Origin of the sequence: Tenacibaculum lutimaris (genome assembly GCF_003610735.1) — a bacterium.
GTDB lineage: Bacteria > Bacteroidota > Bacteroidia > Flavobacteriales > Flavobacteriaceae > Polaribacter > Polaribacter lutimaris.
Genome location: NZ_RAQM01000007.1, coordinates 348,131 through 368,137, shown reverse-complemented (window position 1 = coordinate 368,137; position 20,007 = coordinate 348,131). Strand labels below are relative to the sequence as shown.

19 protein-coding genes and 2 tRNA genes are annotated in these 20,007 nt (G+C 31.3%); 7 read left to right on the top strand and 14 right to left on the bottom strand.

The window, feature by feature from the left end:
• The first annotated feature begins 351 nt into the window (after positions 1–351).
• Positions 352–549: a hypothetical protein gene (locus C8N26_RS05375; RefSeq protein WP_120186374.1), complete on the top strand. Its 198-nt coding sequence runs from the start codon at positions 352–354 to the stop codon at positions 547–549.
• 206 nt (positions 550–755) lie between these two features.
• Positions 756–1,832, top strand: a complete 1,077-nt coding sequence (locus tag C8N26_RS05370; protein WP_120186373.1) for a carboxypeptidase-like regulatory domain-containing protein — start codon at positions 756–758, stop codon at positions 1,830–1,832.
• On the opposite strand, the gene C8N26_RS05365 is transcribed toward C8N26_RS05370, so the two are convergent.
• Entirely contained in the window at positions 1,833–3,059 is a 1,227-nt protein-coding gene (locus tag C8N26_RS05365; protein ID WP_120186372.1) for a glycosyltransferase, read from the bottom strand.
• Positions 3,060–3,063: 4 nt separating this feature from the next.
• Positions 3,064–3,534 carry a heme-binding domain-containing protein gene (locus C8N26_RS05360; RefSeq protein ID WP_120186371.1) on the bottom strand — a complete coding sequence of 157 codons (471 nt, stop codon included), beginning with the start codon at positions 3,532–3,534 and terminating at the stop codon, positions 3,064–3,066.
• Positions 3,535–3,631: 97 nt separating this feature from the next.
• Between C8N26_RS05360 and lpdA the strand changes: the two genes are divergently transcribed.
• Positions 3,632–5,032, top strand: a complete 1,401-nt coding sequence (gene lpdA, locus C8N26_RS05355; protein ID WP_120186370.1) for a dihydrolipoyl dehydrogenase — start codon at positions 3,632–3,634, stop codon at positions 5,030–5,032.
• Positions 5,033–5,139: 107 nt separating this feature from the next.
• Here the strand turns inward: lpdA and C8N26_RS05350 are convergent, their stop codons facing one another.
• The 8 genes from C8N26_RS05350 to C8N26_RS05315 form a co-directional block, all read right to left on the bottom strand.
• The gene (locus tag C8N26_RS05350) at positions 5,140–5,430 is read right to left on the bottom strand and encodes a hypothetical protein (protein ID WP_120186369.1); all 291 of its coding nucleotides are present in this window, start codon (positions 5,428–5,430) and stop codon (positions 5,140–5,142) included.
• A gap of 130 nt (positions 5,431–5,560) precedes the next feature.
• Complete coding sequence (locus C8N26_RS05345; protein WP_120186368.1) at positions 5,561–7,678, bottom strand: peptidylprolyl isomerase; 2,118 nt, start codon at positions 7,676–7,678, stop codon at positions 5,561–5,563.
• A 107-nt stretch (positions 7,679–7,785) separates the two neighbouring features.
• On the bottom strand, positions 7,786–9,078 hold the full coding sequence (locus tag C8N26_RS05340) for a hemolysin family protein (RefSeq protein ID WP_120186367.1): 1,293 nt from the start codon (positions 9,076–9,078) through the stop codon (positions 7,786–7,788).
• Positions 9,078–9,275, bottom strand: coding sequence for a hypothetical protein (locus C8N26_RS05335; RefSeq protein WP_028890542.1), 198 nt, complete (start codon positions 9,273–9,275; stop codon positions 9,078–9,080). Before C8N26_RS05335 ends, C8N26_RS05340 begins: the two co-directional genes overlap by 1 nt.
• Entirely contained in the window at positions 9,275–9,847 is a 573-nt protein-coding gene (gene lptC, locus C8N26_RS05330) for an LPS export ABC transporter periplasmic protein LptC (RefSeq protein ID WP_245962525.1), read from the bottom strand. Before lptC ends, C8N26_RS05335 begins: the two co-directional genes overlap by 1 nt.
• A gap of 9 nt (positions 9,848–9,856) precedes the next feature.
• On the bottom strand, positions 9,857–11,167 hold the full coding sequence (locus C8N26_RS05325) for a tetratricopeptide repeat protein (protein ID WP_120186366.1): 1,311 nt from the start codon (positions 11,165–11,167) through the stop codon (positions 9,857–9,859).
• A 15-nt stretch (positions 11,168–11,182) separates the two neighbouring features.
• Positions 11,183–12,451 carry a hypothetical protein gene (locus C8N26_RS05320; protein ID WP_120186365.1) on the bottom strand — a complete coding sequence of 423 codons (1,269 nt, stop codon included), beginning with the start codon at positions 12,449–12,451 and terminating at the stop codon, positions 11,183–11,185.
• Positions 12,444–13,175 carry a type III pantothenate kinase gene (locus C8N26_RS05315; protein WP_120186364.1) on the bottom strand — a complete coding sequence of 244 codons (732 nt, stop codon included), beginning with the start codon at positions 13,173–13,175 and terminating at the stop codon, positions 12,444–12,446. The genes C8N26_RS05320 and C8N26_RS05315 overlap by 8 nt, the downstream gene beginning before the upstream one ends.
• Positions 13,176–13,284: 109 nt before the next feature.
• Between C8N26_RS05315 and C8N26_RS05310 the strand changes: the two genes are divergently transcribed.
• Positions 13,285–13,357, top strand: a tRNA-Phe gene (locus tag C8N26_RS05310).
• A gap of 63 nt (positions 13,358–13,420) precedes the next feature.
• Positions 13,421–13,493: transfer RNA gene (locus C8N26_RS05305), tRNA-Phe, on the top strand.
• Positions 13,494–13,546: 53 nt separating this feature from the next.
• Here the strand turns inward: C8N26_RS05305 and C8N26_RS05300 are convergent.
• Complete coding sequence (locus C8N26_RS05300; RefSeq protein ID WP_120186363.1) at positions 13,547–14,524, bottom strand: endonuclease/exonuclease/phosphatase family protein; 978 nt, start codon at positions 14,522–14,524, stop codon at positions 13,547–13,549.
• A 102-nt stretch (positions 14,525–14,626) separates the two neighbouring features.
• On the opposite strand from C8N26_RS05300, the gene C8N26_RS05295 reads away from it, so the two are divergent.
• Positions 14,627–15,091: a hypothetical protein gene (locus C8N26_RS05295; protein ID WP_120186362.1), complete on the top strand. Its 465-nt coding sequence runs from the start codon at positions 14,627–14,629 to the stop codon at positions 15,089–15,091.
• A 73-nt stretch (positions 15,092–15,164) separates the two neighbouring features.
• Here the strand turns inward: C8N26_RS05295 and C8N26_RS05290 are convergent, their stop codons facing one another.
• From C8N26_RS05290 to C8N26_RS05280, 3 genes are read right to left on the bottom strand one after another with little or no spacing between them, the layout of a single operon-like run.
• Positions 15,165–15,683, bottom strand: a complete 519-nt coding sequence (locus C8N26_RS05290) for a gamma carbonic anhydrase family protein (protein ID WP_028890528.1) — start codon at positions 15,681–15,683, stop codon at positions 15,165–15,167.
• Positions 15,684–15,689: 6 nt separating this feature from the next.
• Positions 15,690–16,421 (bottom strand): LytR/AlgR family response regulator transcription factor, encoded by a 732-nt coding sequence (locus C8N26_RS05285; protein ID WP_120186542.1) that lies wholly within the window; start codon positions 16,419–16,421, stop codon positions 15,690–15,692.
• Between the two features lie 2 nt (positions 16,422–16,423).
• Positions 16,424–18,622, bottom strand: coding sequence for a tetratricopeptide repeat-containing sensor histidine kinase (locus tag C8N26_RS05280; protein ID WP_120186361.1), 2,199 nt, complete (start codon positions 18,620–18,622; stop codon positions 16,424–16,426).
• Positions 18,623–18,862: 240 nt separating this feature from the next.
• Between C8N26_RS05280 and C8N26_RS05275 the strand changes: the two genes are divergently transcribed.
• Positions 18,863–19,990, top strand: a complete 1,128-nt coding sequence (locus C8N26_RS05275) for a hypothetical protein (RefSeq protein WP_120186360.1) — start codon at positions 18,863–18,865, stop codon at positions 19,988–19,990.
• Positions 19,991–20,007: the final 17 nt, after the last annotated feature.

Below are 20,007 nucleotides of genomic sequence, written 5' to 3'. Positions count from 1 at the left end.
TAAACATCAAGGTTTAGGATATCTAATTACTTATGATTTAGTTGATTTGGTCCTAGAAGAACAAAAGTTATTTTTTAGTGATTTTGCACGTTATGAAGACTTACGAAAAAATATTAAAAAGAAGTCAGACCTGAAACTTATAACGACTCTCAAATGCACTTCTTAAGAAGTCTAACTTCAAAAAACTTAAAGAGGATGGCTTTATAGTTAATCAATTTAAACGAGTTCTAAATCCTGATAGACCTTCCGAGGAAAAAATAAACTTTACTAGAGAATTTTTTAAACTTTACAACAAACCTGTTAATTTATCTAAAAATATATCTAATCCAAAGACTACTCAAGATAGTGTAATTGTTACATTTCAAAAAGCTAGACTTCCCAAACACCGAGATTTCTTATATAAAAAACGTTCCTTATGAAGATATGATTGCTTACAATAGTAATACTCCTTTTTTAAATTTTAAAAATTACTTAATGATTATTTACACTAAAGAACCTGAAGAAGAAAATTATTTAATCGGTATGTTTGGAAAGCGAAAAAAAAGCTAGTGGTGTACAAACCTCAAATGTTGTTTTATTAGAAGGAAATGCTCAAATAGATAAATCGAGTGTTCTTACCTAATGAAGGGGGTATTGGAGTTTTGAAGCTTTTGCTAATATGCTTCCATTAGATTATCTAACATATTGAAAAATAAAACATATTCTGTACTTATTTTATATTTTATAAATCTTTATATTTGAATGTAAAAAGCCTAATGAAAAATATCTTAGTAATTCTCACCTATTTATTATCTATTTCAGTTACTGCTCAAAAAACTATAGAGGGAAAGGTAATCGATTACAACAAAAACCCTTTGTATGGTGCCTCTGTGTTTTTAAACAATACTACTATCGGGACTGTTACTAATGAAAAAGGCGAGTTCGAATTAAAAGCTTCCTCTGATGACTACACATTAGTTATTTATTTCATGGGTTTTAAAACCTTTCGAAAATTGATAAAAGTCAAAGATCGTCATTACTTAGTCATTGAACTTGAAGAGCAGAATGAGTTGTTAGATGAAGTGGAGCTTGTTACTAATGATTCAAAACAACCCAATGAATTTAAAGATTTTGATCGATTAAAGGAATCATTAATTGGAAACACCAACTTGGCTAAACGTTGTAAAATACTTAACCCTGAAGTGCTTCAATATCATTTAAACTCTAAAACTAATGAACTGACTGTAGTATCTAAAAAACCTATTGAAATTTATAATGAGGGTTTAGGGTACAAAATATATTATGATTTAGTAAAGCTTACTACAGACAGCATAAATACATCCTTTTATGGACATACAAGATATGAAGAATTAAAAGGAACAAAAAAACAAATGAAACGTTGGAAAAGAAGCCGATTAAGAGCTTATCAAGGATCCATGTTACATTTTTTCAGAAGTTTATACAATAATAATTTTCAAGAAGAAGGTTTCATAGTAAATCAGTTTGAAAAGAAAAAAATTATTTTAAAAAATGGTGAAAAAACTGAATATATTCCAGTAAGTGAATATCTTAACCAAAACGATTTAGTTTTTAAGAAACACGAAAAAACGTTCCTTAATTTTAATCATTTGCTTGAAGTAATATATACAGAAGAAAAAGAAGAATGGAATTATAGAGGTTCTAAAAAACAGTTAAATCATCAAAAATCTATTTTACATCTAGTTGAAAAACCTATTGAAATTTTACCTTCAGGAAAACTTTCAAACCCTCTAGGAATCTTTACAGAAAGGTATTGGGCCTATGAAAAAATGGCTAATTCACTTCCTTCAGATTACCAACCCACTAAAAAATAATCACTTATTCTTTTCCTCAATCCACTTGCTCATAAATTTTGTAGCCTGTAAGGTTTGATGTTGTAACAAACTTCCAAGAAAATTTTGTGTACGATGTGTTTCAAGGTTTTCTTGGATTTCTTTTATTTTGTTTACAAAAGAAAAAGCTAATTTTTCTTTATCATATATCGTATTGATAATTGCAATTCCTTTTTTTTGAGACTTTTTCCAAAGAATATCATAAGTATATAACTCTTTAGCTTTGTTGGCAAACTTCTCAAAATCATCTTCTATAAATCCGTTCCAAGGTAAATTTCCATGCATACCTTCTGCACCTATTGAAGTAGTAACACTTGGAGTACCACATTCCATTGCTTCGGCTAATTTCCCTTTAATTCCAGCTCCAAAACGAATTGGCGCTAACACTACTCTAGCACTTTTAACTACTTCGAGCGCATCTTCTGCAAAACCTTTTATAATAAACCCTTCTTTTGGTTTATGCAATTGCTGAATTTGCTGCGTTGCATAGGCTCCGTAAATATGTAATTCTGCCTCTGGTAATTGCTTTCTTATCGTTTTCCAAATTGTTTTTAATTGTAAAACAGCATCGACATTTGGAGCATGAAAAAAGTTACCTATAAACACAAAATGTTTTCGTTCTTCAAACGACTTCCATTTTTTCACTACTTTTTCATCAATTGAATTCAACAAAAAAGGTAAATGATATAGTATAGATTCATCAACTTTAAAAACGTCTTTCAATAACTGCATTTCGTAAGTTGAAATAATCAAACTCATATCACAACGTAAAATAGCAGCGATTTCTCGTTTTGCTTCATCCGAATTCAACAATGCTTCTATAGAAAATTGTTTTCCTTTTTTTAATTGTTGATGGCGTGTTTTACGTAAAAAATGTAAATCTTCTGTATCTAAAACTCGTAAAGCTTTCGGGCAATGTTCAGCTACACGCCAACCAAATTGTTCTTCCATCATAAAACGATCGAACAACACAACATCAGGTTGCTGTTCTTTAATAAAATCATCAAAAGAACTTGAATTTAATTCAATCGATTTCTCCTCAACTCCTAACTCTGCTAAGTTTAAAGAGTTTTCAGTTTTTTGTGCAGGTGTTGCAAAAGTAATGGTATAGTTTTGGTTTTTAAAAACATTAAGTAACTGTAACATTCGGTTACCAGCTCCTGTAGTTTTTTCTATCCAAACATATCCAATTATTAAAAGTTGTTGCATTAATTTAGTTCGCTAACTGCATTTTGTAATCACCTTGTACACTTTTAGCCCAGTTAATTACTTGCTCAACTTCTTCTTTAGTTAAACGAGCATCAGCGTGCGTCCAAGTATAAGAATCTAACGGCATTTTTCCTTTTTCTACTTCCTCCCAAACTTCTTCCATTTTATGTTCTTTTCTTTTTAAGGAATAAGTAGCCCATTCAGAAAAATTCAATTCTTCTTTTCCATGGTTTACGTGGTCAGCTAACCAATAGTTAACTGGTGTAATACTACTATACCAAGGATAACGAGTTGAATTACTGTGACAATCAAAACATACTGTTTTTAATATTTTGTGCACCTGATCATTTGGTTTGGTTTCTTTTATAAAAGCTTCAACTGTAGTTATTTCTCCTTGATTTTTTTCTGGTTGAAAAAACTGCGCTATTACCAATAGTATTAATAATAATCCTATAATTTTTTTGAAAACTTTCATACAACGAATTTAAGTTTTAAAGATATGAAAACTAATTTTATCGACAAATAATTGTATTTTTGTGCTTCATTATTTATGAAAAAATAAAACACAACTCATGAAATACGATTTAATCGTTATTGGTTCTGGTCCAGGAGGGTACATTGCTGCTATCAGAGCCGCTCAATTAGGTTCTAAAGTTGCTATTATCGAAAAATACTCGACTTTAGGTGGAACTTGTTTAAATGTTGGATGTATTCCTTCAAAAGCTTTATTAGATTCTTCTCATCATTACTATGATGCAGTAAATCATTTCGAAGAGCATGGTATCTCTGTTGAGAAGCCTTCTTTTGACTTCGGAAAAATGGTAGCTCGTAAAGCAAATGTAGTGGAAACTACTACTGGAGGTATCAAATATTTAATGGATAAAAACAATATTGAGGTTTACGAAGGTTTAGGTTCTTTTGAAGATGCTACACATGTAAAAATCACAAAAAATGATGGTACTGAAGAAGTAATTGAAGGTACAAACATTATAATAGCTACTGGTTCTAAACCATCTTCTTTACCTTTTATTACTATTGATAAAGAGCGTGTAATAACTTCTACTGAAGCGTTAAAACTTCCTGAAGTTCCTAAGCACTTATTAGTTATTGGTGGTGGTGTTATTGGTTTAGAGTTAGGTTCAGTTTATAAGCGTTTAGGTGCTGATGTAACTGTTATCGAGTATGCTCCAACAATTACTCCTACTATGGATAAAGATGTTTCTAAAGAACTTACTAAGGTTTTAAAGAAACAAGGTATGAAAATTAATGCTAGCCACGGTGTAACTTCTGTTGAAAGAAATGGTGACGAAGTTGTGGTAAAAGCTACTAATAAAAAAGGTGAAGAGGTTACTTTTACTGGTGATTACTGTTTAGTTTCAGTAGGTCGTCGTCCGTATACTGAAGGATTAGCTTTAGAAAAAGCGGGTGTTAAAGTTACTGAAAGAGGAATGGTTGAAGTAAATGATCATTTACAAACTAACGTTTCTAACATTTATGCTATTGGTGATGTAGTTCGTGGAGCTATGTTAGCACATAAAGCAGAGGAAGAAGGTGTGGTTGTAGCTGAATATTTAGCAGGACAGAAACCTCATATAGACTATAACTTAATTCCTGGTATTGTTTACACTTGGCCAGAAGTAGCGGCTGTTGGTAAAACAGAAGATGAATTAAAAGAAGCTAAAGTTGATTACAAAGTTGGAAAATTCTCTATGCGTGCATTAGGACGTTCTCGTGCAAGTGGAGATTTAGATGGATTTGTAAAAGTATTAGCTGATAAAAATACTGATGAAGTATTAGGAGTTCACATGGTAGGTGCTCGTGTTGCTGACTTAATTATGGAAGCTGCCGTTGCAATGGAATACAGAGCTTCTGCGGAAGATTTAGCTCGTATTTGTCATGGACACCCAACATACTCTGAAGCTATAAAAGAAGCAGCTAAAGCAGCTTGGGATGGTAAACCATTAAACGCTTAATAAAAAGCTTTAAAATATACTTAAAAAAGCAATCTCGTTTGAGGTTGCTTTTTTTTAGCACCCAATTTCTTGAATAATTTTAAAATGGTATTAAGCATATATTCCCTTTATGAGTTATATATTTTATCAAAAATATCTTTACACCGTTCTGTACATTTAGACAAATAATCCTCTCTCATTTCTTTAACATGAAAAAAAGATGGATGAATTGTCCAAGAATACTTAGAAAAAAAGCTATCTCTTTGATAATCTATCATTTCATGTATATTTTGATTTGTTTTATCTTCTTCTTTCAATTTACTAATAAGCAATAGTTCATTATTATAATCAATATCCATTTGCTTCATTACTTGTAAATAAACTTTGCCAATATTCTTACTTTTTACTTCTTCTGACATAATAATATTTGTTTTCAACCAAATTACTAAAAAGAAGTAAAAGATAATAATCTATTATTTCCTTAAAAACAAATAACAAAAAAATCCCGAACTACATAGTTCGGGATTTTTATTTGTATGACGTTATTTCTTATTGAATTCCGTAGAAAGAACTCATGTTATCTTCAATATCAGACGCTTTTTTAACCGCCTCATACATTTGGAATACTTTATTTTGTCTTTCAGCAGCAATACGCTTTCTAAAAGTATCGTAGTTAGGTAATGCTGTTGGCTCTTCTTTCTTTTCTATTACAAAAGCAAATACACCTTTATCTCCTGCTACGTTTTTAACAACTTCGTTTTCTTTAGCGTTAATCATTGCTCCTACTACTTTAGGTTCAAAACCTACACCAGAAATAGTTGGTGATTGTAAGTTAACATCAGTTGCTACTCTTACTGATTGACTTGCAGATTTAGCGATTTCTTCTAAAGTAGATCCGCTCATCTTATCTTCAATCATTTTAGCTTTTCTTTCGTTTGTTAAAATAGGACGAACTGTAGCAATTGCCTTATCAACTGGCATTAAACCTTTCGCTGTTTTAGCTGTTAATACCGCTACGATGTACCCTCCTTCAACATCAAAGCGTTTATAGCTTCCTTCTTCAGTTTCTGGTTCAAAAGCCCAAGTAATAATTTGTCTTTCGTTACCAACACCTGGTACGTTTTCATCTAAAGACTTTAACCCTACAGCTGGTAATGATGTTAAGTTTTTCTCTTTAACTACTTCTTCAAAAGCTTTTCCATTTGCTAATTCTAATGCAAATGTTTCAGCTTTTTGGAATACAGCATCTTCAGTTTCTTCTGAAGCTTCAATCTTACGTCCATAAGTAGCTAATTTTACTACTGGCTGGAAGTTCTTTTGTCCATCAATTTTAATTACATGGAATCCGAATTGAGACTTTACCACTCCCATATCTCCTGTTTTTCCTTCAAAAACAAAATCTCTAAAAGAAGGTACCATTCTGTTATAAGCAAACCAATCGTAGAATCCACCTTTTTCAGCTGAACCTTGATCTGACGACATTTCTTTAGCTAAATCTGCAAACTTAGACTTATTCGCTTTAACTACCGCTAATAAACTATCAGCCGTTGCCTTTGCTTCTTCTTCTGATTTTACTACTGTAGCATCAGCAGCAGCAGATCCCATAAAAGGAATTAAAATATGACTTGCCTGTGCAGAATCTGGTAATTGTTTTACTTCAGTAATTTTAGATAACTTGAAGAAACCTGCATCTTTGTATGGACCGAAAACATCTCCTTCTTTTCCGTTAAAAATATCCTCAGCGATTACTTGTGGAACTTGAACCTTGAATTTATAGTTAGTATCTAAACCTAGGTCAGAGTTATTTTCTTCTAAAAATTCGTGGTAGTTCGTAGCATTTTTTAATCCTTTTACTGAAGTGTTATTTACTTCTGAATCTTCAATTAAACTTGCTATTTCTGCTTTAAGAGCTTCTTCATCTTCAGCTGTTGGCTCAATATTAAACTTTACGAAGTTAATATCTCTTGAAGCCTCTACTTGATAAGCATCTTGATGTTTATTGATATAGTTTTCTATATCACTTTTCTTTAATGTTACTAAACTATCAGCTATAGTTGAATACGGTACGTAAACATACTTTCCTGAAACTTTAGTATTTTCAGTTAGGTATTGAGCCTCTCCTTCTTTTAAAGAAGCACCTAAACCAGCAGCTACTAATTTATCATATGTAGTTTTTTCTATATTGCTTTTTAAAGAAGCCATGTAGTTCTGCCATGCAGCCCATTCTTGACCATTTTCTTCTCTAATGGTAGCTAAATGTTCTTTTAACTTATTTTTATCGAAAATACCCGAAGTTAAAAATCTTGGATCATTTTGTACATTAGGAGTCTCATACAAAGCATTCATAATATCAGCTTCTCCAACTGTAATTCCTGCTTCTTCTAATTGCTTCTCATAAATTTTTTGACGAATTAAGCTTTCCCAAACTATTTTGGCAGCTTGCATTTCAGAAATTCTATTACCATTTTGTGCTTTATAAGCTTCCAAGGCTTCTGCAAACTCCTGACGAGAAATACTTTCGCCGTTTACTGCACCTATTTCGTTTACCTTATTTGCACTAAAAAAATCTGATATTGTAGAAGGGTCTAATACAAAAGCAAAAAGTGCTAAACCAATTACAAGAATTAAGAACATTGAGCGTTCTCTAATTTTCGATAAAATTGCCATACGTCATTTATTTTATTAACAGTGTGCGAAAATACAATTTCAAAGTAAATAATGCAATGTTTTTTTATGCTGTTTTTGAGGGAGTTCTCTAGAGAAATACTGATATGTTAATCTCCTTTATTCATTACCTTAAAATAAATATCATCAATTTTAGTGGCACTTACTTTTAGTATTTTTATTTGAAAGTTTTCAATATGTAAAATTTCGTCTTGTTGAGGAATAGTTTCTGTATAATTTAAAATAAAACCTCCTAAAGTCTCATAAGCTTCTTCTTTAGGTATATTTAAACCATACTCTTCGTTTAAATAATCTACTTCTAAACGTGCTGAAAAATTATATTCGTTTTCACTAATTTTTTCTTCTAACAACTGTTGCGTATCGTGCTCATCTTCTATCTCACCAAACAATTCTTCAACAATATCTTCTACTGTAATAATACCTGAAGTTCCTCCATATTCATCTACAACCACAGCTATGCTTTTACGTTTTTTTATTAAGCCATTAAGCACATCGTTTATAATCATAGACTCAGGCACAAACTCTACTGGTAATAAAATAGATTTAATTGTTCTCGGCTTTTTAAACAACTCAAAAGCGTTTACATATCCTAAAATATCGTCTAATGAATTCTTATAAACTAATACTTTTGACAAACCAGTAGCTATGAACATTTTTTTTAAATTACTAACTGATTCATGCAAATCTACCGCAACAATTTCTGTTCTAGGCACCATAATTTCACGAGCTTTTACTTTGTGAAACTCTAATGCATTTTGGAAGATTTGTATTTCTGAATCTACTTCTTCATCATCATTACCTGCATCTAACTGTTCGGAAATATAATTCCCTAGTTCTTCTTTACTAAACTCTGTTTGAATTTCATCTTCGTTTGTTCTAAAAAAAACACGTAAACAAAAATCAGACACTTTAGTAATTACCCATGTAATTCCGTAAAAAAACACATAAAAAACGTATGCAGGAACAGCAAAAAACTTCAAGATTTCATTCGCATAAATTCTAAAAATAGCTTTTGGTAAAAACTCTGCTGTTACTAATATAATTATTGTTGAAATTAGTGTTTGAGTAAGCAAACTAATATCAGACAACACATAATTTACTAATGTATAATCCGAAGGTAAGAACGATTGAAACCACCCCATTAACAACTCTCCCATAAAGTAACTGTACACTACTAAAGCAACATTGTTACCCACGAGCATGGTGGTAATAAACTTGGAAGATTTCTCGGTTAGTTTTGTTAAGATTGTAGGTACTATACCCTCTCGCTTCTTTTCTAACTCTATATGAAGTTTATTTGCCGATATAAAGGCTATTTCCATCCCAGAAAAAAAGGCTGAAAACAGAATAGATACAAAAATAATTACGACCTCAGGCTGCATTAACGTTGTTTATTTCTTTCTTGTACTTTTCTTCTAAAGTGTCTTTTAAAAAAGAAAATTAATATGATAAAGATAGCAAAACCAAACATAATAAACGCTTGCTCTTTATCTGAATTCCATTTTAAAATTCCTTCAACAAAAAAGATGATTCCTACAACAAGATATCCGTATTGTAAATATTTCCAAAGTGTGTTCATTATATGTCTTTTTGGGTTGTTTCTATATCTCCTGTAATATCTTTAGCCATCCATTTAGTTAAATCTTCATTAGATTCAAATCCGAAACCGTTAATTACACTTTCAGGTGTAGTAAAACGAAAACCATCTTCGGTAAAGAAATAATGTTCATTTTGATCCCAAAACAACTGATTTGTTTCTAGTTTTGTTTGTTTTGAATGGTTCATAATCACTACATTTCCTCTAATTTCTGACACCTTAGTTTTATCGAAAGTTAATGCATAATTTCCTGAAATAGTAGTAGAATCTGTCCCTGTTTTATCAATTGTTATAATTTCTATTCCTTTTGGAAATTCTTTATAAGGATGATCTTTTCTATTAGAAAAGTCATAAAACACAGGAGCTTTTGTTTTTGATGTTATTCTACCTGAATCTTTATGCACATGATAAATATCCACGGCAGAACCTACAGGTAAATTTTTATCAGCTAAAAAATCTCGCACCTCTTTTTTTGAATTAGTACAAGAAAAAAACATTGCCACCAAACAAATGGTAGCAATGCTATTATATATATGTTTTGCTTTTTTAAGCATTACAGTTTATTAAGGTACACGAACAGTTTCTCCAATCCAACATCCTACTCTATAGCTTGCTCCAGAAGCCATACCTTTTTGGAAAATTAATTTTTTAGATGGTACATTCTTTTTATAACTAGAAATATATCTTCCTGCACCACATCCTGGATCTACTTGGTTTGCTTTAATTGCTTTGTTTAAAGCTGCCACATATACCATTCTTTTCTCGAACTCATCACTACCACAAGAGTTTGCACTTCTTTGATATAAGCTTGCAATGAATAAATATGCTTTACCCATATTAGGATTATACTTTAATGCCTCATAAGCTAAAGCTCTTGCTCTGCTTCCGCTAGCACTTTGTGCTTCTCTTAATTTGTACTTAGCCTTTTTAAATGGATCTGTTTCTAAATCGAAAGCTTTCTTTCTCATTTCAGCAGCTCCACTCTTATCTCCATGCTTAGCTAAAACTCCCGCTAAGAAGTTATAAGCATCTGCAGATTGAGTTACTTTAGCATATTCGTTAGCTAACTTTTCAAATAATGGATCAGCTGTACACTCTTTATTATACATTCTTGATACTGCTCTTTTTAACCAAACACCATCTGCTTTCTTAGACTCAAAATCTCTAGAATAGATTGGAATTAATCTTTCACAAGTAGCGATTTTAGATATTTTTGCATCTAAACCACCTTCAACTTGACCTAAAGAAGAAGAGTTTATTGTATAAGCTCTTAAATTTTTCTTTTCTCTAGATGTAATAGTACCTACAGAATCTTTCTCTTGTAACTTTGCTATCTTTTTACTGTAGTCTTCTAATTTTTCATCTACAGATTCCATAACATCATCATAGGTATCAAATACTTTTTGAGGATCAGTATCTTGATACTTCTCTGCAATAGCCTCAAAATATCTAAAGATATTTTTTACTCCCATATCTTTCGGAGAAAGATCATAAGCCTTTTTTAAGATTTCAAAAATCTCGTCATCAGAAGCTAAGTTATTTTCTATTAAAAACTCTGCATAGTCACTGTGTGCTTTTGCTGGATCTGTATCAGGAAAGTTAACTAACCTTGTTTCGTATACTTTCTTAGCTAAAACAGGATCCTTTAAGTTTTCAGCTACTTTAGCCCCATACTTGTAAATATTAATAGATAAACCAGCACAGTTATCTAACAAATATTCTAAATTAGGTTTAGCTTGTGCATATTTTTTGGTAGTCGCATCACCTTTAAAAAGGTTGTACTTAATATGGCACTCTTGACTTGCTTGTGCTTTAACTCCATTTACGGCTACAAACAAAAATAATCCTGTTAGTAAATACGTAATTTTTTTCATCATTATCGGTTTTTGTTAATCTATTTTATTCTTATGGAACCAATTAATATCGTTCAAAGATAAACTTAATCTTACGTTAAAATAGTTCTCTTTTATTAAGTTATTGTTAGTTGTTCCTCTTTGACCATACTCAAAGCCTAGGTTTAGGTTTGATAATTGTCTTGGTAATGGTAACCCTAAACCAACATTTATGCCAAAGTCTTTTACTGCTTCAAAATTATCTGTTGTTTTCACTAATAGTCCAGTGTCTTCTATACGCAAACCTGCTCTGTACGTTACTCTATCCCAGTAACTCGAAATAGAATTTATTTTTGGAATATAGTACCCTCCTATAGAAAACTTGCTTGAATCATCATATTTATGAGATTGTCCATCTGCTATAAAAACACTATTACTTCCTAAAGCACTTTGAAATTGTTGATTAACTCCTACATACCATTTGTTTTCTTTTCCTAAACCAAAACCATATACCGTTTTTAACGGTACATTAATATTCCCTATTAAAGACCTATTAAAAAGTTCTTCTCTTGGTAATTCTTGATTTGAATTATTAAATGATAATGAATACATTTTTTCAGAGCCTTTAACAGATAAATCTGTCGACAATGTAAAAGAAGCCCCTGCAGACAACTGCAATTTGTTTTTTAATTCCGTTTTATACTGTGTTCCTAACTTAAACTGCCCCCCTCTTATATTAAAAGACTCTTCATATTTAGTAGCTAACATTACATTCGCTCGTCTATTTAAAATACTATTCTCTATATTTCCAAAAATAAAACCTGCTTCTGCTCCTACAGACAACCCTTTGTATGCATATATACCAAAACTAGCATATATTTTGTTAGCTCCTCCTTCTCCGTTAAACAACGTAACATCTTCTGGATTACTATCATCAAACAAAGAATAACCTACCGAAGAAAAAGGCTGCAATCCAACAGAAACACCAGCTTTCTTTCCTACGGGAAAACCAAGTGCTATATACCTTAAATTCGTTGAATTTCCTGCTTGAGACTCATTTCCTTCTTTTACTGTTAAAAATGTTAAACTACCTCCTATTGCATAAGTTGCTGCTCTTAAATCTGCATTTGCTGCAGGGTTTATAAAATTTAAGTGTTGATTGTTTTTCATCGCTACACCAATTCCCCCCATAGAAGCTTGCTCAACTGTTACTGCTTCAAAATTCTCTCCTATTCCAAAGTAAGAGTATGGTGAAGCACTATTTTTTTGTGCTAGTATTGCTGTTGTAGTAAATACAAAAGCTCCTAATATTAATCTCTTAATCATTCGCTAAGTTATGTGTCAAAATAGTATGTAATCCTTCCAAAACAAAATTTGGATGGGCAAATATGACACTTTTTAATTGTTTTGACAAAAAATATGTGTCCCCTCCTGTTAAAACTACTGTTAAATCTGAATACTTTTTTTGATATTGTTTAATTATTCCATCGATTTCTTTAGATATTCCATTAATAACCCCCGAATGTATTGAAGTATTTGTATCAACTCCAATAAAACTTTCAAGTTTACTCGGTTCTAACAAAGGTAATTTAGCCGTAAATTCATGTAATGCTTTGTATCTCATTTGGATACCTGGTGAGATAGCACCTCCTAAATATTCTCCTTTTTTTGTAACAAAATCATAAGTAATACAAGTACCTGCATCTAGCACCAATACATTTTTATTAGGATACATTTTTACCGCTGCAGAAGCTAACGCTATTCTATCTACTCCTAAGGTCTTTGGTGTTTTATATTTATTAACAAAGGGTACTTTTGTATCTGATGTTAAAAAAATAGGTTTTAACAATGTTGTAATTTCTTGCTGTTCTTTTTCAGTAAAACTAGCTACTGAAGACACTATTGCATTAGAAACTGAAAATTTTGAAACAATTTTTTTAAGCTCAGTAATTATTTTTTCCTTTTCAAAAACAAAAACTTCTTTTATAGTATCTATTTCATTAACAGCAACTTTAACTCTTGTATTACCTACATCTATAATTAAGTTCATATTTCATTTCTTAGAGCTTGTAAATTTACGGTACATTTTTTTAAAGTTTTTACTTTGTATAATTAAAAAACGATTGTATATTTGCATCCGCTTAACGAAAGTAGCAACTGGTGCCTTAGCTCAGTTGGTAGAGCAAAGGACTGAAAATCCTTGTGTCCCTGGTTCGATTCCTGGAGGCACCACAATAAAACTCGTAGCGCAAGTTGCGAGTTTTATTTTAAAGATGTTACTTTTAAAAGCAAACTGGTGCCTTAGCTCAGTTGGTAGAGCAAAGGACTGAAAATCCTTGTGTCCCTGGTTCGATTCCTGGAGGCACCACGATAAAAACCCGAACAAATTTGTTCGGGTTTTTTAGTTTTATACTTCACTTTTTATTTTAACCTAAATTTCATTTCAATAGGAAAATGGTCTGATGCTTGTCCAAATTCATTCAGCACACTACCATCTACATATTCTATGGTATTTTCTGTATAAAAAATATAATCAATGCGTTCTACCGGATCTTTAGTATCAAATGTATTTTCTGGATTTTCAGAAGAAAATGCCCCATTCCCTACTCCATCCATTTCAAACATTTTCTGAATAATTGCTTTGTTATCTCTTGCTTTTGAATTAAAATCACCCAATAAAATTGTTGGGTACTCCTCCTTATATTTATTGAATAAACTCAACACATATTCAAACTGACGCACTCGTGTTGGTTTATCAAAAGCTTCTAAGTGCAGATTTATTACTACCACTTCTTTTCCTTCTAAAACTACTTTTGCTACTTGTACCAATCGATCTAAATACAAAGCATCTCTATAAAAAGGATTATCAGCAACACGCTCTAATACTATTCGTTGGTAATCCTTGAGTTCATATTTACTTAAAATCGATTGTCCTGAAACTATTTTACCAAAATGCATACTTGGTGGCCAATAAGGAAAAGGCACATAGTGTTCATCCCAATTTACTCCTCTTGCAACATAATTATATCCTAGTTTAGCTATTTCTTCTTCCTGATTTACTTCATACGACCTTGCTGCATTATAATCTATCTCTTGGAAAGCCAATATATCAGGATTTACCTTTTGAATTTCTTTCACTACCTTCTTCAAATTTCCATCAAACAGTTCTTTAGGTTTTGCAACTGCTCGGTTATTGGTCATTCCACTTAAATAACCAATGTTATAAGTTACAATACTATAAATCGAATCATTATCAATTGTTGTATTATAATTATGAGTGATTATTTTAGCATATTCAGCTTCATCCATTGTCGGTGAAGAAGCCCAGAAAAAAAATACTGTAGCCAAACTAACGACTAACAATAAAATTCTTAAAACAACTCTAAAAATTGACTTCATCTAAATAAAAAAAATGTTAAAAATACTTTCAAATTTAAACTTTTTTAATCCAGAAAGGTCTTAGAGATGTAAATAATTACAAAAAATTAAATTTTAATAAACATGAAGAAATTACTAACAGTATTGGTTTTAGCGGTTGGATTTACCGTTACTACTCAAGCACAACAAGGAGATAAAGGTAAGCGTGAACAATTAACAGTAGAACAACAAACAGAGTTAAGGTTGAAAAAAATGACCTTAAAATTAGATTTAACTGATGCTCAACAAAAACAAATAAAACCTTTAATTGCAAAGCAAATTGCCGAAAGACAAGAAATGAGAGCTAAAAGAAAGGTAACAAAAGTAAGCGATAGTAAACCTACTACTGAAGAGCGCTATACCATGAAAAACAAAATGCTAGATAAGCAGATTGCTTATAAAGCTGAAATGAAGCGTATTTTAAATGAGCAACAATACGAACGTTTTGAGAAAATGGCTGCTAGAAAAATGAACAGACATAAAAAGAAGAGTGAGCATAAAAAGCACCGAATGAATAAAGCTCAAAAAGAAAATAATAACGATAAATAAATCGTTTATTAGTAGATTAGTTTTGATTGAAAAACCCCTGTTTTATTTTTAAAACAGGGGTTTTTCTTTTTATTTACTCTTCCTTAAACCAACTTGAATATTTTACATAGTTATTGGCTATTCTATCAATTTCTCCTGAAATCAACTCTTGTGAAATATCTTTTACTTTTTTTGCAGGAACCCCAGCATATACACTTCCACTTTCAATATGGGTATTTTTGGTCACAACAGCTCCTGCTGCTATAATAGAATTCGATTCCACCACACAATCATCCATAATAATACTTCCCATACCTACCAATACATTATCGTGTATCGTACAACCATGCACTAAAGCATTATGCCCTATCGATACATTATTACCAATAGTTGTTGGTGATTTTTGATACGTAGCGTGTATTACTGCGCCATCTTGTACATTTACTTTATCTCCCATTTTTATGTAATGTACATCTCCACGAATTACCGCATTAAACCATACACTACACTCTTTTCCCATTTGCACATCCCCTACAATAGTAGCATTTTCTGCTACATAACAATCTTCTGGTATCTGTGGATGTTTTCCGTTTACTGGTTTTATTATTGGCATAAATTTTTATTTAAAAAATGATAATAAGTTTGCTTTTTTGGATGATGAAACCATAATTTCTTTTCCGTTTGACAGTATTACGCTTCCACCTTTTCCTTTCTTGTATTTTGTTATTTCATTTACGTTTACTAAAAACGATTTATGAATACGTGCAAAGGAATTATCTTTTAAGATATCTTCAAAATATTTAAGTGTTTTACTTACTAGTTTTTTAGAGTCTTTAAAATGTACTTCAGTGTAATTATCATCCGCCTTACAAAACACAATATCATAAATATTTACCACCTCAAAACCATCCTGTTGTGGTATGGTTATTTTACCATTAACAGCTGTAGTTTTGGGTGTTAAAATCGTATTCTCTAACTCATTTTCCTTTTCTTTAATTTCTGTAACTAAACTCACTGCTTTTATCAACTTATCAATTGAAATAGGTTTCAACAAATAATAGGTTGCTTGATTATTTAACGCTTCAATAGCATAATGATCGTATGCCGTTACAAACACTACTTCAAAAGTTTTATTTTCTACTTTTTCTAGCAAATCAAAAGCATTACCAAAAGGCATTTCTACATCTAAAAACACCAAATCTAATTCGTACTTCTCAATTAGTTTTTGTGCTTCTTCAATATTACTTGCCTCCCCTAATAATTCAACATTTGGGCAATATTTAGCAATATAGTTTCGTAGAATATCTCTACTTATTTGTTCATCCTCAACAATAATTGCTCTTATTTTCATAGTCATACTTTGTTTCTTTTTAAAATCAACTCAACCTTAGTTCCACTCCCATCTTCAGAAGCATCAGAAACAGCAACCTTTATTCTATCTTGATACATATCATTTAAAATAGCTATTCTTTTTTTGATAGTACTCATTCCTTTTGATTTTTGCTTCAGCTGATTTTTAGTTTTCATCTCTATTGATTTCTCTCTTCCAACTCCATCATCTTCAATTAAAATTCTAATAGACTCGTTATCCTTTTTGGTCATAGAAATACTTAATTTCCCTTTTTCCTCCTTATATCTCAATCCATGCCAAATAGCATTTTCTATATACGGTTGTAATAACATAGGCGGAATCGAATATTCATCAAGCGGTATGCTTTTATCAATATCTATATTATAATCGAACTTATCTTTAAATCGGTTATGTTCTAATTTTACATACAACTCTAGCAATTCAATCTCTTTGGTTAACGGAATGAAATCTTCATCCGAATTTTCTAACACAGCACGCATCAGTGTCGAAAACTCCGATAAATATCTGTTAGCGCTTCGCTCATCACTTACTGCGATAAAGCTGTTTACTGAATTTAACGCATTAAAAATAAAATGCGGATTCATTTGTGAACGCATCGATTTTAACGCTAACAAATTATTGGCTAATTTTTGTTGCCTGTTGGTTCTAAACATAAAATACACTAACAAAATCATCAATAAAAAACCTGCTATCAATGAATAAATAACCCATTGCTGACGCTTGTTACTCTCTTGAACCAACTGCTGATCTTTATAAGCTAAACTAATTTTACTCTCACTTAATTCTTTGTCTTTTTCTAAACTTGCTATTCTATTCTGATTATCTAAAATTCGTTTACTAAAGCGTTTTACTTGTTGAATTTCCTGTTCTTTTCGTGAATACAACGTATCTACTAGCGTAACATAATCTTGGTACGTTTTTAACGCTTTTGTATAATCTCCAACGGTTTCATATACTTCCGAAAGCCTTTTGGTTGCGTCTTTTTGAATGATGAGATCTTCATTTTTATCGGCATCTTCAATACTCTTTTTTAAATACGGAATCGCCTGATTGTACTCTGCTTTTTGCATGTACGCATTTCCTATTTTATAATTGATTTTTTGCGAGGTTATTGAATCTACCAAAGACTCATTATTTTCAGCTTCAACAGGTGGTATATCTTCTGCTTCTTTCAAACTCTCTTTTCGAAGTTGAATTTCTTCATCATATCGCTGAGACTGATTGTAAAAATCAGCTACTTTTTGCTGTTCCTTTAACGATCTTTTTTTGTTTTCTTCTGATGCCAGTCTTAATGAATTTTGATAGTAGCCATCTGCTTTTTGAGTATTTCCTTGCGCAGCATATACTTCTGCTAGCTTAGAATTTAAATCTGTTATTTTAGGTGTTATTAAATTCGCTTTAGCTATCTCTAAAGCTTTTTGATAGTTATTTTTAGCTTGATCAAAGTTTTTTTGAATCATGTACACATCTCCCAACCCTTGATATGCTGTTAATTGCTGATAACTGTTCAACTTACCATTCAAAGTCCTTTTATAGTTTTCTTCACTATCCTTATAATTTTTAGCTAAATAGGCTGTTTTAGCTAGTTGTAATCGAACAACAGGGTTGTTAACTTGACGTAAAGACGTTTGATAATTCTCAATAGCTAAATCATACTGTTTCCAATAAAAATATACATCTGCCAGTTCTTTATAAGTGATAGCTTGTCTATTTTTGGAAGAAGCATCTAGCAGCATTTTCTCTATAAATGACAAGCTCTTATCAATGTCTTTCTTTTTGTAAAATTGAACAGAATCTAAATATTGAGGATACAAACTCACTCGCTCTTTTTGACTATAGGGGCTTAATTTCGTTTTTTTCTTAGGGACAAAACCTTCTACTTGCACCTTTATATCTTCATCATCTTTAATCGTATACAAAATTGTTTCAAAACCAGAATGCGACACCATTAATTGATCTCCTGCTCTGGCTTTAACAGTATAGTCTCCTTTAATGTTTGAATAATAAAATACTCGTCCGTTAACTTCAACTCTCGCATCTTTAATGGGTTGCTGCGTTTCATTATTAACCACTTGGACTTTTACCGAAAATTCTTTCGATGTTTTACTCTCTATTTGAGAGAATGCAGTTGAAAAACTCAGTAAAAAAACTACAAATACTATGTAATAAATCTTATTCATTCTTTATTTCTTACTGTAAACATACTCACAAAAAGCCATACAAAAAAACGTGTTCCCTATCAAAATACTATAAAAAACAATCAAAAAACACCCTTTACTCATTTGCTTAATCATTTTACTAAATCAAACTAATAGTTTACTCATTCTCGATTTTTTAAGAAAAAAGTTGGAAGTAGTTTTGAATAGAAATTAACCACAATCAAACTTTAAAATCCAATGAATAACTAAAAACAAAAAATTATGAAAACGCAAGCTTTAAAAGTATTCTTCATTTGCTTATTATTAGCAACAAACACCTACGCAAATGATTATCAACCTACAAGAAAAGTAAAAAAACAAACTGTTAAAGTTGCCCTATTACTAGATACGAGTAATAGTATGGACGGACTTATTAACCAAGCAAAAGCTCAGTTATGGGAAATTGTAAACGAACTATCATACGCTAAGAGCAACGGAGTTACACCAAATTTAGAAATCGCATTGTATGAATATGGAAATTCAAACTTATCTTCTAGAGAAGGATATATTCGACAGGTCTTACAATTCACCAGTGATTTAGATGAAATTTCTGAAAACTTATTTTCTTTAAGTACAAATGGAGGAAGTGAGTATTGCGGACAAGTAATTCAAACTTCATTAAACGAATTAGACTGGGGAGCTAACAACCGTGATTTAAAAATGATTTTTATTGCCGGAAATGAACCTTTTACACAAGGAAAAGTTAATTACAAAGACGCTATTACCGATGCCAAAGAAAAAGATATTATAGTAAACACCATTTTTTGTGGTGATTATAACCAAGGAATTTCAGGAATGTGGCAAGATGGAGCTTTTTACGGTGGTGGAGACTATATGACCATTAATCAAAATAAACATATTGTGCACATTGTTACTCCGTACGATAACGATATTATCATTTTAAACAAACGATTAAACGATACTTACATTCACTATGGTTCTTACGGATATTCTAAATACAGTAATCAGGCAAAACAAGACATGAATGCAGAAAGTTTAGATGAAGCAGTAGTAGTAAAGCGTGCAGTAACCAAAAGTTCAAAATTGTATAATAATGCTGAATGGGATTTGGTAGATGCTTCTAAAGAAAAAGAAATTGACTACAGCACATTAAAAAAGAAACAGCTTCCTAAAAATTTACAAAACAAATCTGCAAAAGAAATTAAAGTATATGTTGAAAAGAAACGTAAAGAACGTACTGAAATTCAACAAAAAATTCAAGAATTAAATAAGAAAAGAAAGATCTATGTTACTAAAAAGCAACAAGAAAACACTAAGAAAAATGAATTAGAAAGTGTAATGATTAACGCTATTAAAAAGCAAGCGAAAAAGAAAAATTACTCTTGGTAATTTGATTGGGGTTTAGT